12 protein-coding genes and 1 pseudogene are annotated in these 12,268 nt (G+C 71.7%); 6 read left to right on the plus strand and 7 right to left on the minus strand.

What is annotated here, in order from left to right; genetic code table 11:
- Positions 1-50 precede the first annotated feature (50 nt).
- The gene (locus tag ACFP3R_RS15200; protein WP_380636690.1) at positions 51-1,016 is read left to right on the plus strand and encodes a zinc-binding dehydrogenase; all 966 of its coding nucleotides are present in this window, start codon (positions 51-53) and stop codon (positions 1,014-1,016) included.
- Here the strand turns inward: ACFP3R_RS15200 and ACFP3R_RS15205 are convergent.
- A pseudogene (locus tag ACFP3R_RS15205) lies at positions 1,006-1,236 on the minus strand (DsbA family oxidoreductase); the annotation flags it as partial. The gene ACFP3R_RS15200 and the pseudogene ACFP3R_RS15205 sit on opposite strands and share 11 nt — an antisense overlap.
- 268 nt (positions 1,237-1,504) lie before the next feature.
- Between ACFP3R_RS15205 and ACFP3R_RS15210 the strand changes: the two are divergent.
- Entirely contained in the window at positions 1,505-2,944 is a 1,440-nt protein-coding gene (locus tag ACFP3R_RS15210; protein ID WP_380636692.1) for an amino acid permease, read from the plus strand.
- Here ACFP3R_RS15210 and ACFP3R_RS15215 read toward each other — a convergent pair.
- The 3 genes from ACFP3R_RS15215 to ACFP3R_RS15225 form a co-directional block, all read right to left on the minus strand.
- Positions 2,921-4,567: a DUF885 domain-containing protein gene (locus ACFP3R_RS15215; protein ID WP_380636694.1), complete on the minus strand. Its 1,647-nt coding sequence runs from the start codon at positions 4,565-4,567 to the stop codon at positions 2,921-2,923. The two genes, ACFP3R_RS15210 and ACFP3R_RS15215, sit on opposite strands and share 24 nt — an antisense overlap.
- Before the next feature lie 9 nt (positions 4,568-4,576).
- Positions 4,577-5,614: an NAD(P)H-dependent flavin oxidoreductase gene (locus ACFP3R_RS15220; RefSeq protein WP_380636696.1), complete on the minus strand. Its 1,038-nt coding sequence runs from the start codon at positions 5,612-5,614 to the stop codon at positions 4,577-4,579.
- Between the two features lie 101 nt (positions 5,615-5,715).
- Positions 5,716-7,191 (minus strand): chitinase, encoded by a 1,476-nt coding sequence (locus ACFP3R_RS15225; RefSeq protein ID WP_380636698.1) that lies wholly within the window; start codon positions 7,189-7,191, stop codon positions 5,716-5,718.
- 106 nt (positions 7,192-7,297) lie between these two features.
- On the opposite strand from ACFP3R_RS15225, the gene ACFP3R_RS15230 reads away from it, so the two are divergent.
- Entirely contained in the window at positions 7,298-7,729 is a 432-nt protein-coding gene (locus ACFP3R_RS15230; protein ID WP_380636701.1) for an HD domain-containing protein, read from the plus strand.
- Positions 7,730-7,872: 143 nt separating this feature from the next.
- Entirely contained in the window at positions 7,873-8,094 is a 222-nt protein-coding gene (locus ACFP3R_RS15235; RefSeq protein ID WP_380636703.1) for a hypothetical protein, read from the plus strand.
- 62 nt (positions 8,095-8,156) lie between these two features.
- On the opposite strand, the gene ACFP3R_RS15240 is transcribed toward ACFP3R_RS15235, so the two are convergent.
- Entirely contained in the window at positions 8,157-8,717 is a 561-nt protein-coding gene (locus ACFP3R_RS15240) for a Uma2 family endonuclease (RefSeq protein ID WP_380636705.1), read from the minus strand.
- A 125-nt stretch (positions 8,718-8,842) separates the two neighbouring features.
- Complete coding sequence (lepA, locus tag ACFP3R_RS15245) at positions 8,843-10,690, minus strand: translation elongation factor 4 (protein WP_380636707.1); 1,848 nt, start codon at positions 10,688-10,690, stop codon at positions 8,843-8,845.
- A gap of 105 nt (positions 10,691-10,795) precedes the next feature.
- Here lepA and ACFP3R_RS15250 point away from each other — a divergent pair, with 105 nt between their 5' ends.
- Positions 10,796-11,230 carry a type II toxin-antitoxin system PemK/MazF family toxin gene (locus tag ACFP3R_RS15250; protein ID WP_380636710.1) on the plus strand — a complete coding sequence of 145 codons (435 nt, stop codon included), beginning with the start codon at positions 10,796-10,798 and terminating at the stop codon, positions 11,228-11,230.
- 87 nt (positions 11,231-11,317) lie between these two features.
- Positions 11,318-11,914: a class I SAM-dependent methyltransferase gene (locus tag ACFP3R_RS15255; protein WP_380636712.1), complete on the plus strand. Its 597-nt coding sequence runs from the start codon at positions 11,318-11,320 to the stop codon at positions 11,912-11,914.
- Here the strand turns inward: ACFP3R_RS15255 and ACFP3R_RS15260 are convergent.
- Positions 11,891-12,259: a VOC family protein gene (locus ACFP3R_RS15260; RefSeq protein WP_380636714.1), complete on the minus strand. Its 369-nt coding sequence runs from the start codon at positions 12,257-12,259 to the stop codon at positions 11,891-11,893. The genes ACFP3R_RS15255 and ACFP3R_RS15260 overlap by 24 nt on opposite strands.
- Positions 12,260-12,268: the final 9 nt, after the last annotated feature.

Here is a 12,268-nt window from a genome sequence, read left to right on the forward strand (position 1 = left end):
GTGACGCGCTTCACCGCACGCGGATCACTACCAGTCGGTAAGTTGCCCGCATGTTCGCCGTCTACGCAGCCGAGCCGAGCCCGCAAGACCCGATCGCCGCCCTGCGCGTGGGCGAGCGGCCGGAGCCGGAGGTCCCACCGGGCTGGGTGAAGGTGGCGGTCAGGGCGGCCAGCCTGAACATGCACGACCTGTGGACGCTGCGCGGCGTCGGCATCAAGGCCGACCGGTTCCCGATGACCCTGGGCTGCGACGGCGCGGGCGTGCTGGAGGACGGCTCCGAGGTCGTGCTGCACTCGGTGATCGGCGACCCGGCCTGGTCCGGCGACGAGACCCTCGACCCCGGCCGCACCCTGCTGACCGAGAAGTACCAGGGCACCTTCGCCGACCACGTCGTGGTCCCCGCCCGCAACGCGCTGCCCAAGCCGGCCGGGCTGAGCTTCGCCGAGGCCGCGTGCATGGGCACGGCGTGGCTGACCGCGTACCGGATGCTGTTCGTGAAGTCCGGCCTGCGCCCCGGTCAGACCATGCTCGTGCAGGGCGCCTCGGGCGGCGTGTCCACGGCGCTGGTCCAGCTCGGCCGCGCGGCGGGCTTCCGGGTGTGGGTGACCGGCCGCACCGAGGAGAAGCGGGCGCTGGCCGAGAGCCTGGGCGCGCACGCGAGCTTCGAGTCCGGCGCGCGCCTGCCCGAGCGGGTGGACGCCGTGTTCGAGACCGTCGGCAAGGCCACCTGGTCGCACTCGATGAAGTCGCTCAAGCCCGGCGGGATCATCGTCATCTCGGGCGCGACCAGCGGCGACGCCACGGCCGCCGAACTCCAGCGGCTGTTCTTCCTCCAGCTGCGCGTGGTCGGCTCGACCATGGGCACCCGGGAGGAACTGGCCGACCTGCTGGCGTTCTGCGGCCTCAACGGCCTGCGCCCGCAGATCGGCGCGGAACTGCCGTTCGAGCGCGCCGAGGAGGGCTTCCGCGCCATGCTCGACGGCGAGACCGCGGGCAAGATCGTGTTCAGCCGCTAGACCGCAGCAGGTCCAGCAGCACCTCGGGGTCCCGCGCGCCGGCGACCCCGCGCCGGCCCACCACGAACGTGGGCACCGACCGCACGCCGATCGCGACGCCCTCGGCCAGCTCCTCGCTCAGGCGCTCGGCCAGGGCGTCGTCGGCGAGCAGGTCCTCCGCGCCGGTCAGACCCGCCTCACCGGCCAGCGCCACCAGCACCCCGCGGTCGCCGACGTCCGCGCCCTCGGTGAACGGGCCGGGACCAAGCCGACCGGTGGCTCATCAGCCACCGGCTTCCGCGAATTCACGCACCCACCCCACGCACGAAATTCCGGAGACCGACACATCGAATTGTGCGAATCGGACAATACGAGCGAGACATCGTTGTTCCCGGTTCAACCATCCACCCGAACAAGCAACCCGCCTCCCGGTAGTGCGATCGAACAAACCCGAGGACAGTCGACGCGCGTACGGTTCCGCTCGCACACGACCACCGAGGGAGCTGGTAATGACGGTGCCGCAGGGCAGGGAAGGCTTCGGGCGGGGCAGCGGCGTGTTCCGCCGCAAGCCCATCGAGCAGATAGGCGAGGAGAAGACCGGGCTGACCCGCACGCTCGGTTTGTGGCAGCTCACCGCGATCGGCATCGGCGGCATCATCGGGGCGGGCATCTTCTCGCTCGCCGGCGCCGTGGCCAACCAGACGGCGGGACCCGCCGTGCTGGTCTCGTTCCTCGTCGCGGGCATCGCGAGTGCCGCCGCCGCGTTCTCCTACGCCGAGTTCGCGGGCCTGATCCCCCGGGCCGGTTCCGCCTACACCTACGGCTACGCCGTGCTCGGCGAGATCGTGGGCTGGTTCATCGGCTGGGACCTGCTGCTGGAGTACACCGCGATCGTGGCCGTGGTGGCGATCGGCATCAGCGGCTACTTCAACGAGCTGCTGGACCTGCTCGGCGTCGACCTGCCGGTGTGGCTGCTCGGCGCGCCGGGCACGGAGCCCGACGGCGTGGCGGCCGGCAGCTACCAGGTCAACCTGTTCGCCGTGCTGCTGTGCCTGCTGATCGCGTTCGTGCTGAACACCGGCATGAAGAACGCGGCCCGCTTCGAGACCACCCTGGTGTACCTGAAGGTCGCCGTGGTGCTGCTGGTGATCGTGGTCGGCGCGTTCCACATCAACACCGACAACTACAACCCGTTCTTCCCCTTCGGCCTGTCCGGCGCGTTCACCGGCGCGGCCACCGTGTTCTTCGCCGTGTTCGGCTACGACGCGATGAGCACGGCCGCCGAGGAGTCCAAGGACTCGCAGCGGCACATGCCCAGGGCCATCATCTACTCGCTGGCCATCTCCATGGTGCTCTACGTGCTGGCGTGCCTGGTGCTGACCGGCATGGTCAACTTCAAGGACGTCGACGCCGAGAGCGCGTTCGCCTCCGCGTTCGCCGACATCGGCCTGCCCGCGCTGGGCATCGTCATCTCCGTCGGCGCGGTGCTGGGCATCACCACCGTGCTCTTCACCTTCCTGATGGGCGCGGCGCGCGTGGGCTACTCGATGTCCCGCGACGGCCTGCTGCCCGGGTGGTTCGCCAAGACCCACCCGGTCAAGCACGTGCCGACGCGGGTCACGTGGGTGCTGGGCATCGCGTCCGCGGCCATCGCCGGCTTCCTGCCCATCGGCGAGGCCGCGGAGCTGACCAACATCGGCATCCTGCTGGCGTTCGTGGTGGTGTGCGTCGCGGTGGTCGTGCTGCGGTACCGGCAGCCCGACCTGCCGCGCACGTTCAAGACGCCCGGGATGCCGGTCGTGCCGATCGTCGGCGTGGTGTTCTCGCTGTGGCTGATCACCTTCCTGGCGCCGGAGACGTGGCTGCGGTTCGGGATCTGGTTCGCGATCGGCCTGGTCGTCTACTTCGCCTACAGCAGGCGGAAGTCAGTCCTGAACCGACAGGACTGACGCGCACCACGAGTCGACCACGTCGGCGAGCACGGCCATCGGCAGCGGACCGCCCCGCAGCACCTGGTCGTGGAAGGCCCGGATGTCGAAGCGGTCGCCCAGGCGCCGCTCGGCCTCACCGCGCAGGCGCTGGATCTCCAGCCGCCCCACCATGTAGGACAGCGCCTGCGCGGGGTTCTCGGTGTACCGGTCGACCTCGGAGAAGATGTCGACGTCCGGCATGACCGCGTTGGCGCGCAGGTAGTCCACGGCCTGCTGCCGGGACCAGCCCAGCGCGTGCAGGCCGGTGTCCACCACCAGGCGGGCGGCGCGCAGCGAGTCGCCCGACAGCATCCCCAGCCGGGCCACGTCGTCGCTGTAGAGGCCCATCTCGTCGGCCAGGCGCTCGGTGTAGAGCGCCCAGCCCTCCAGGTACGCCTCGATGGACGCGAAGCGGCGCAGCAGCGGCAGGTCCTCCAGCTGCTGCGCCAGCGCGATCTGGAAGTGGTGGCCGGGCACGCCCTCGTGGAACGCGGTGGACTCGGCGCTGAACCGGTCGCGCTGCTCGGCGAGGTGGGTGTTGACGAAGTAGGTGCCCGGCCGGGAGCCGTCCAGCGCCGGGTCCATGTAGTAGGCCAGCGGCGCGTTGGGCGCCTCGGCCTCCGGGACCTCCTCCACCTCGCACCGCGTGCCGGGCAGCGTGCCGAACCAGTCGGCGGCGACCGCCTCGGCGCGGGCGATGGTCCGCCTGGCCAGGGTGAGCATGTCCGCGGCGCTGCGCCAGCGCAGGTCCGGGTCCGCGAGCAGGCGGGCCCGCACCTCGGCGGCGCTCACCGGGCCGAACACGCGCGCGCCGATCTCCTCGTACTCCCGGTCGAGCGCCTCGATCAGCTCCCGGCCGATCCGGTGCAGCTCCTCGGGGGTGTGGTCGGTCGTGGTGCAGGCGCGGACCAGGTTCGGGTAGAGGCGGTCGCCGTCGGGCAGCCAGCACAGGCCGGGCCGGTCCTCGTCGCGGCCCCGGTCGAGGACCTCGGCGGCCAGGAAGTCGCGGTAGCGGGCGAGGGCGGGGCGCACGGCGCCCGTGAGCAGCTCGGCGCACTCGTCGGCCAGCGGCGTGCCCGCCACCGGCGCGCCCAGCGGGTCGACGCGCTCGGCCAGGTAGCGGTCGACGCGGGCGATGGCAGAGGCCACCAGGTGCCGGACCGGGCGGCGGGCGGACCCGCGCTGCCGGTGGGCCAGGGCGTCGAGGTAGCCGGGCAGCGCGGCCAGCCGGGTCAGGTAGGCACGGCGGGCGGCGTCGTCGCCGGGCAGGACCAGGGGTAACGCGCCGAGCAGCAGCACCACCGGGGCGTTGAGGCCCTCGGCGTGGGTGTGCTCGACCAGGTTCGCGTCGAGGAGGTGCACCAGGCTCCACGCCTGCTGCGCGACCACCGCCCGGGTCACCGGGTCGTCGCCGGCGGTGTCCGCGCGTCGGGCGATGGCCTCGGCGCGGTCGCGCAGCGCGCGCTCGCCCTCGGCGCTCGGGTCCGGCAGCCGGTCGTCCCAGCCGGGCAGGCCGCGCAGGGTCGCCGTCACGGGATCGGCGTCCAGCACCAGGGTCAGCAGCTCGTCGGCGAGTTCGCGCGCGGTGTTCACGTCGGACATTCTCCGGTGCTACCCCGGCGGGATGCGCGCGTTCGCGGCGGAAAGGGCCTGGCGCGCCTCGGCGAGCAGCCGGGCCACGACCTCGGCGGCCGGCGCGGGCCGGACGAGGGGGTAAGTCTGCCCGGCCCACAGCGACATCAGCTCCGGGTCGCCGGACGCCCGCACGGGCCTGGTCAGGTGGTGGACCTCCGGGTAGGCGGCGGGCGCGTGGCCGGAGTTCTCGGTGAGGAAGCGGTTGACCAGACCGCGTGCCGGACGGCCGCTGAAGGCCCTGGTCAACGCGGTGCGCCGGGTGCCCTCGGCGAGGGCCTGGCGGTGGGCGGGCGAGGTGCCCGCCTCCGGGGTGGGCAGGAACGCGGTGCCGAGCTGGGCGGCCACCGCGCCCGCGGTGATCACCGCGGCCACGTCCGCGCCGTGCACGAGGCCGCCGGTGGCGATCAGCGGGAGGTTCACCCGGTCGCGGACCAGGCGCAGCGCGGCCAGCACGCCGAACAGCTCGCCGCCGCCGGGCGAGACGCCGTCGTCGGCGAACGTGCCGCGGTGGCCGCCCGCGTCGCTGCCCTGCACGCACAGGGCGTCGGCGCCGATCCGGGCGGCCTGCTCGGCTTCCCGGGGTGTGGTGACGGTGACCACGACGGTGGTGCCCGCGGCGTGCAGGCGGTGGACGTCGGCGGCGGTGGGCAGGCCGAAGGTGAACGAGACGGCCGGCACCCGCAGCGCCATCAGCAGTTCGAGCTTGGCGGCGTAGGAGTCGTCGTCCCAGCGGGGTTCGCCCGGCTCGGTCGGCGACTGCGCGCGGACGCGCTCGCGGTAGCCGGCGAGGTCGACCTTGGCCCGCGGCCCGGGGACGAACAGGTTGACGCCGAAGGGCCGGTCGGTGAGCGCGGTGGTGGCGTCGACCTGCTCGGCGACCGCCTCGACAGACTGGTAGCCGGCGGCCAGGAACCCCATCCCGCCCGCGCGGCCGACCTCGGCCACGAGCCGGGGGGTGGACGCCCCGCCGGCCATCGGCGCGGCGATGACGGGGACTTCCAGTCGGTCGAACATGAGCCACCCTAACCCCGGTCGCGCCGGGTGGCCCCGGCAGGACCGGGGCCCCGCCGGACGGTCGCCCCTCCCGCGGTGCGGCGGGAGGGGCGACCCCCGCGTCAGGGCAGGGTGTCCAGGTGCGGGGCCACCGTGTTGGCGAACTGCCAGTTGTTGGAGGCGTCCCAGTTGATCGACCAGGTCATCGCGCCGCGGATGCCGGGCCACGTCTGCGAGGGCTTGAACGAACCGCAGTTCGTGCCCTTGGCCAGGCAGTTGAGCGCCGCGTTGACGTTGGCCGGCGACTGGTACCCGCCGCCCGCGCCCGACGGCGAGGCGGGCAGGCCCAGGCCGACCTGGTCGGGCCGCAGGCCGTTCTGGAGCTGGACGCAGGCCAGCGCGACCAGGAAGTCCACCGTGCCCTGGGCGTAGACCTTCTGGTCGCAGCCGAGCATGGTGCCGGAGTTGTAGAACTGCATGTTGACCACCGTGAGGATGTCCTTCACGGCCAGCGCCAGCTTGAAGTACTCCTGGCCGGTGGACTGCATGTCGATGGTCTGCGGCGCCATCGCGATGACCTTGCCGCCGGCCGCGTGGATGCTGCGCAGCGCCGGGGCCATGTGGGTGGCGTTGACGCCGTTCTCCAGGTCGATGTCCACGCCGTCGAACCCGTACTCGGAGATCAGCGACCTGACGCTGGTGGCGAAGGCGTTGGACGCGGCGGAGTCGCCGACCCAGATGCTGCCCTTCTCGCCGCCGACGGAGATGATCACCTTCTGGCCCCGGGACTGGAGGGTGCGGACGTCGGCCTTGAACTGGGCGTCGGTGTAGCCGCCGAGCTTGCTCGACAGGGTCGGGTCCAGGGTGAAGTCGACCGCGCCGCGCGTCGCGGGCACGGCGTCGGCGAACGCGACGGCCACCACGTCGTAGGTGCGGGGCACGTCGGCCAGCTTGAGCAGCCGCGAGCCGTTGTCGAAGTTGTGCCAGTACCCGGTGAGGATGTGCTTGGGCAGCGACGGGTCCGGGTTGCCGGGCGTGGTGGTGGTCGTCGTCGTGGTCGTGGTCGTCGTCGTGGTGCTGGTGGTGGTGCTGGTCGGCGGGGTGCCCGGACCGTCCAGGCTGATGTCGTCGGCGTAGAAGGTCGGCTGGCCGTACCAGCCGTGCACGTAGATGGTGACGCTGGTGCTCGCGCCGGTGGTGAAGTCCAGGCTCAGCTGGCCGAAGCCGGTCGAGCCGGGGGTCCAGGTGCTCTTGTCGCCGCTGCCGGTGCCGGTCACGCCGAGGTAGACGTAGCTGCCCTGCACCCACGCGCTCAGCTTGTAGGCGGTGTTGGCCCGCACGGTGATCGTCTGCGAGCAGCGGGCCTGGTCCGTGCCCGCCGGGCTGCCCGCGAGCGCGTGCGACCCGCTGCGCTTGGTCGTGGACACCACGCTCGTCGCGCCGCTGCACGTCCAGCCGCTCTTGTCGCCGCTGTCGAAGCCGGGGTTGGCGACCAGGTTGGCCGCCGACGCGCTGCCCGCGACCACCAGGGTCAGGCCGGCGACCGCCAGCACGCCCGCCAGCACCGCGCCCAGCGCGCGTCTCGTCCTCGAAGCCACGTCCACCTCCACGTTCTCTCCGGCGGCCTTGCCCAGCCCAGGTGACGCGGGCCACTCGAAAATGGACTAGACCAATGGCACTTGTCAAGGGTGTGACCATGAGCGGGTGACCTTTACCGTTGATGAAGCGATCCGGATCGCGCGCGCCGCCCACGAGGGACAGGTCGACAAATCGGGCCACCCCTACATCGGCCACCCGCTGCGGGTCATGGACCGGGTGGCCGGCGAGCACGCGCGCATGGCGGCCGTCCTGCACGACGTCGTCGAGGACACTTCCGTCACGGCGAACGACCTGCTGGCCGCCGGGTGCCCGCCCGAGGTGGTGCGGACCGTGCTGGCGCTGACCCACGGGGAGGGCGAACCCCAGGAGCAGTACCTGGCGCGGGTGCTGACCGACCCGGTGGCGGTCGTGGTCAAGCGCGCGGACATCGCCGACAACACCTCACCGCACCGGCTGGCGGCGCTCGACCAGGCCACCCGGGACCGCCTGCGGGCCAAGTACGCCAGGGCGCTGGAGATCCTCGACGGGGACGGGTAACCCCGTCGTCACCCGCGCGACGCGTGCTCGACCAATGCCGGTGACAGGTGCGGCGGAGGTCACGTCAAAACCCAGTGCGCAAGGCCCTGACGTGCGGCATCATAGAGGTGAACCGATACAGAAAGATCGACCGGAAAGGCGATATGACCAACCCCCTGAGCACTGTTCGCACGTACTTCGCCACGAGGCGCGCGATCCGCGAGCGGGAAGCGCGGATCGAGCGCGAGATGGCCGCCTACGACACCCCCAGCGCCCGGATGGACATGGAGGCGATCCTCGCCCGCCACTCCACCCACGAGGCCAGGGAGCTGGAGGAGATCCTCCGCCGCCACATCCCGGCCGGTGTGCTCCGCTACCACGGCTGAGCAACCGCGTTCCTTTCGAGGGCCTTCAGGACAGGGACGTCCTGAAGGTCCTTTCGTCATCTTCAGGCCCGGTCGAACCAGGTGCCGAGGAGCGTCGCGGGCACGATCCGCACCGGGAACGGCAGCGTCGCCTCGAACGCGTCCTCGCCCTTGACCTCGGCCACCAGCTCGTAGCACCCGCGGACGTCGAGTTCGAACACGATCAGCTTCAGCTCGTGCGGGTCGACGACCCAGTAGCCGGGCACACCCATCCGCTCGTACGCGGCCTTCTTGTTGTTGAGGTCGTTCAACGCCGTGCTCGGCGACAGCACCTCGACGGCCAACAGCGGGGCCACGGGCAGGTCCTTCTCGGTCAGGTCCTCGTCGCGGGCCACCAGGACGTCGGGCTGGAGTTCGGTGGACGACGAGGGACGCACGGAGAGCGGTGCCGTGAACGCGCTCAAGCCCGTCGGACATGCGCGGTGCAGGAGCATGAAGATCTCCCCCACGACCTTCTGGTGCTTCGGAACGGGTGCCGGGCTCACGATGAGCACCCCGTCGATGAGCTCGTACCGGTGACCGTCATCAGGCATACCCTCCAGGTCTTCGACCGTGTAGGGACGTCCGGATGCCTTGTGCGTCATAGCGGTCATGGTCCCCTCCTTCCAGTTGATGCGCCAACCATGCCGGAGGAACTCACCGAAAACAGCGATCCCCGCCGATCAGGCACCCGAAGGTGGCCCGATCGACGGGGACGTGACCGCCGGTCCTACTTCTTGCCCTTGTCCTTGCCGCCGGAGTCGTCGGTGGACAGCGCGGCGACGAAGGCTTCCTGGGGCACCTCGACCCGCCCCACCATCTTCATCCGCTTCTTGCCCTCCTTCTGCTTCTCCAGCAGCTTGCGCTTGCGGGTGATGTCACCGCCGTAGCACTTGGCGAGCACGTCCTTGCGGATCGCGCGGATCGTCTCGCGGGCGATCACCCGCGACCCGATGGCCGCCTGGATCGGCACCTCGAACTGCTGGCGCGGGATCAGCTCGCGCAGCTTCGTGGCCATCCTGGTGCCGTAGCCGTAGGCGTGGTCCTTGTGCACGATCGCGCTGAACGCGTCCACCGGCTCGCCCTGGAGCAGGATGTCCACCTTGACCAGCTCGGCGTCCTGCTCGCCCGACTCCTCGTAGTCCAGCGAGGCGTACCCGCGCGTGCGCGACTTCAGCGCGTCGAAGAAGTCGAAGATGATCTCGCCGAGCGGCATCGTGTAGCGCAGCTCGACGCGGTCCTCGGACAGGTAGTCCATGCCGCCCAGCTGGCCGCGCTTGGCCTGGCACAGCTCCATGATCGCGCCGATGTAGTCGCTGGGGGCGATGATCGTGCACCTGGTGACGGGCTCGTACACCTCGGCCCGCTTGCCGTCGGGCCAGTCGGACGGGTTGGTCACCACGTGCTCGGCGCCGTCCTCCATGACCACGCGGTAGACCACGTTCGGCGCGGTGGAGATCAGGTCGAGGCCGAACTCGCGCTCCAGCCGGTCGCGGGTGATCTCCAGGTGCAGCAGGCCGAGGAAGCCGCAGCGGAAGCCGAAGCCCAGGGCCGCCGAGGTCTCCGGCTCGAACGTCAGCGCGGCGTCGTTGAGCTGGAGCTTCTCCAGCGCCTCGCGCAGGATGGGGTAGTCCGAGCCGTCGACCGGGTAGAGGCCGGAGTACACCATCGGCCGCGGCTCGCGGTAGCCCGCCAGCGGCTCGGTGGCGCCCTTCTTCTCCGCCGTCACGGTGTCGCCGACCTTCGACTGGCGCACGTCCTTCACGCCGGTGATCAGGTAGCCCACCTCGCCGACGCCCAGGCCGACGCTCGGCTTCGGCTCGGGCGAGATGATGCCGACCTCCAGCAGCTCGTGGGTCGCGTTGGTCGACATCATCCGGATGCGCTGGCGCGGGGTGATCTTGCCGTCGACCACGCGGATGTAGGTGACCACGCCGCGGTAGGTGTCGTAGACCGAGTCGAAGATCATCGCACGGGGCGGGGCGTCCGCGTCGCCGACCGGCGCCGGCACCCGCTTCACGACCTCGTCCAGCAGCGCCCCGACGCCCAGGCCGGTCTTGGCCGAGACGCGCAGCACCTCCTCGGGCTCGCAGCCGACGATGTGGGCGAGCTCCTTGGCGTACTTGTCGGGGTCCGCGGCGGGCAGGTCGATCTTGTTGAGCACCGGGATGATGGTGAGGTCGTTCTCCATCGCCAGGTACAGGTTGGCCAGCGTCTGCGCCTCGATGCCCTGCGCGGCGTCGACCAGCAGGACCGTCCCCTCGCACGCCTCCAGCGCGCGGGACACCTCGTAGGTGAAGTCGACGTGGCCCGGGGTGTCGATCATGTGCAGCACGTGGTCCTGCCCGGCGACCTGCCAGGGCAGCCGGACGTTCTGGGCCTTGATCGTGATGCCGCGTTCGCGCTCGATGTCCATGCGGTCGAGGTACTGCGCTCGCATCGCACGGGCGTCGACCACGCCGGTGAGCTGCAACATGCGGTCGGCCAGGGTCGACTTGCCGTGGTCGATGTGCGCGATGATGCAGAAGTTCCGGATCAGCTCCGGAGGCGTGAACGTCTGGTCGGCGAACGTGGTCACTCAGGGTCCTCGCACGTGAAAGACGGAGGGGATCACCCCATTCTCTCATGCCACGACGTCGCCCCGACCCGCGCGGGCGCGACCGGGGACATAGGCTCCCCGGTCGTGTATGCGAACGGTGAGGACCCGCGCCCGGTGAAGGGCGCGGTGCGGGAGGTCCACCCGGCCGCCGCGGCGGCGACCCTGGAGTACTCCCCCGACCTGGACGGCCTGGCCGACCCGGGCGAGGTCGTGTGGGCGTGGGTGCCCTTCGAGGAGGACGCGAGCCGGGGCAAGGACCGGCCGCTGCTGGTCGTGGGCCGCCGCCGGCGGGCCCTGCTGGCGCTGATGCTGACCAGCCGGCCGCCGGGCGGGCTCGGGCAGGACGACTGCCTGGACCTGGGCGTGGGCCGCTGGGACCGCGACGGCAGGCACTCCTACCTGCGCCTGGACCGGGTGTTCGAGCTGGCCGAGGACGACATCCGGCGCGAGGGCTCGGTGCTGGAGCCGGAGCGGTTCTCGCTGGTGGTGGACGCGCTGCGGCGGCTGGGCTGGCGCTAGACCCCCGACCGGGGTCGGGGGACGTCCCGGGCCCGCTCAGGGCGATCCCCGATGCCGCGCCGGCGCCCGCCGGGAACCCTGGGGTCCATGGCGAGCAACCTGATGAAGGCGTTGGACGCGGCGTTCGGCCACCCCCGGGGCAAGGTGGGCGAGCTGGGCGGCCGGGTGATGGCCAGGGTGAACGCGAAGGTGGAGGAGCACGTCGTCGAGTTGGCGCGCCCCGCGGCCGACGAGGTCGTCCTGGTGCTCGGCCCCGGTCCGGGCGTGGGCCTGAGGCTGGTCGGCGAGCGCGCGCTCAAGGCGATCGGCGTCGACCCCTCGCAGGTCATGCTGGACGAGGCGCGCAACCGGTGCGCGGAGCTGATCGTGGCCGGCCGGGTGGAGCTGCGCGAGGGCGCGGCCACCCGCACCGGGCAGCCCGGGGCGTCCGTGGACGTGGTGATCTCGGTGAACAACCTCCAGCTGTGGGACAACCGGCCGGCCGCGTTCCACGAGCTGCGGCGGGTGCTGCGGCCGGGCGGGCGGCTGGTGGTGTCGGTGCACCGGATGGCGCTGGACACCTCCGAGTACGACCTGATCCGGGAGGCGGAGCAGGCCGGGTTCGCCGGGGTGCGCACGTCGCTGCACCAGTACGGCGGCGTGGTGCCGCCCGCCGTGCGGCTACTGGCGGACGTCCCGGCGTAGCGGGTGCTCGGCCGGGATCTCGACGAACGCGATCAGCCGGCCGTCCGGGTCCGCCACCCACATCTCGTCCAGGCCCCACGGTTCCCGCCGCGGGGGCCGGACGACGTGCTCGGCCAGCCGCGCGGCGGCGTCGTCGAGGTCGCGCACCTGGAGCCACAGCCGGGTGGCCCCGGTGGGCTCCTCCGCCGCGGTGCCGGACACCTCCAGGAACCCGCCGCCGAGGAAGAACACCGTGCCGCCGGGGAACTCCCGGTGCACGGCCAGGCCGAGGACGTCCCGGTAGAACGCGCGGGCCCGCTCGGGGTCCGCGGACCGGATCAGGACACGGCTGCTCAGGATCTCCACGCCGTCCAG

The sequence above is a fragment of the Saccharothrix lopnurensis genome, assembly GCF_042658445.1.
In the GTDB taxonomy this organism is placed as follows: domain Bacteria; phylum Actinomycetota; class Actinomycetes; order Mycobacteriales; family Pseudonocardiaceae; genus Actinosynnema; species Actinosynnema lopnurensis.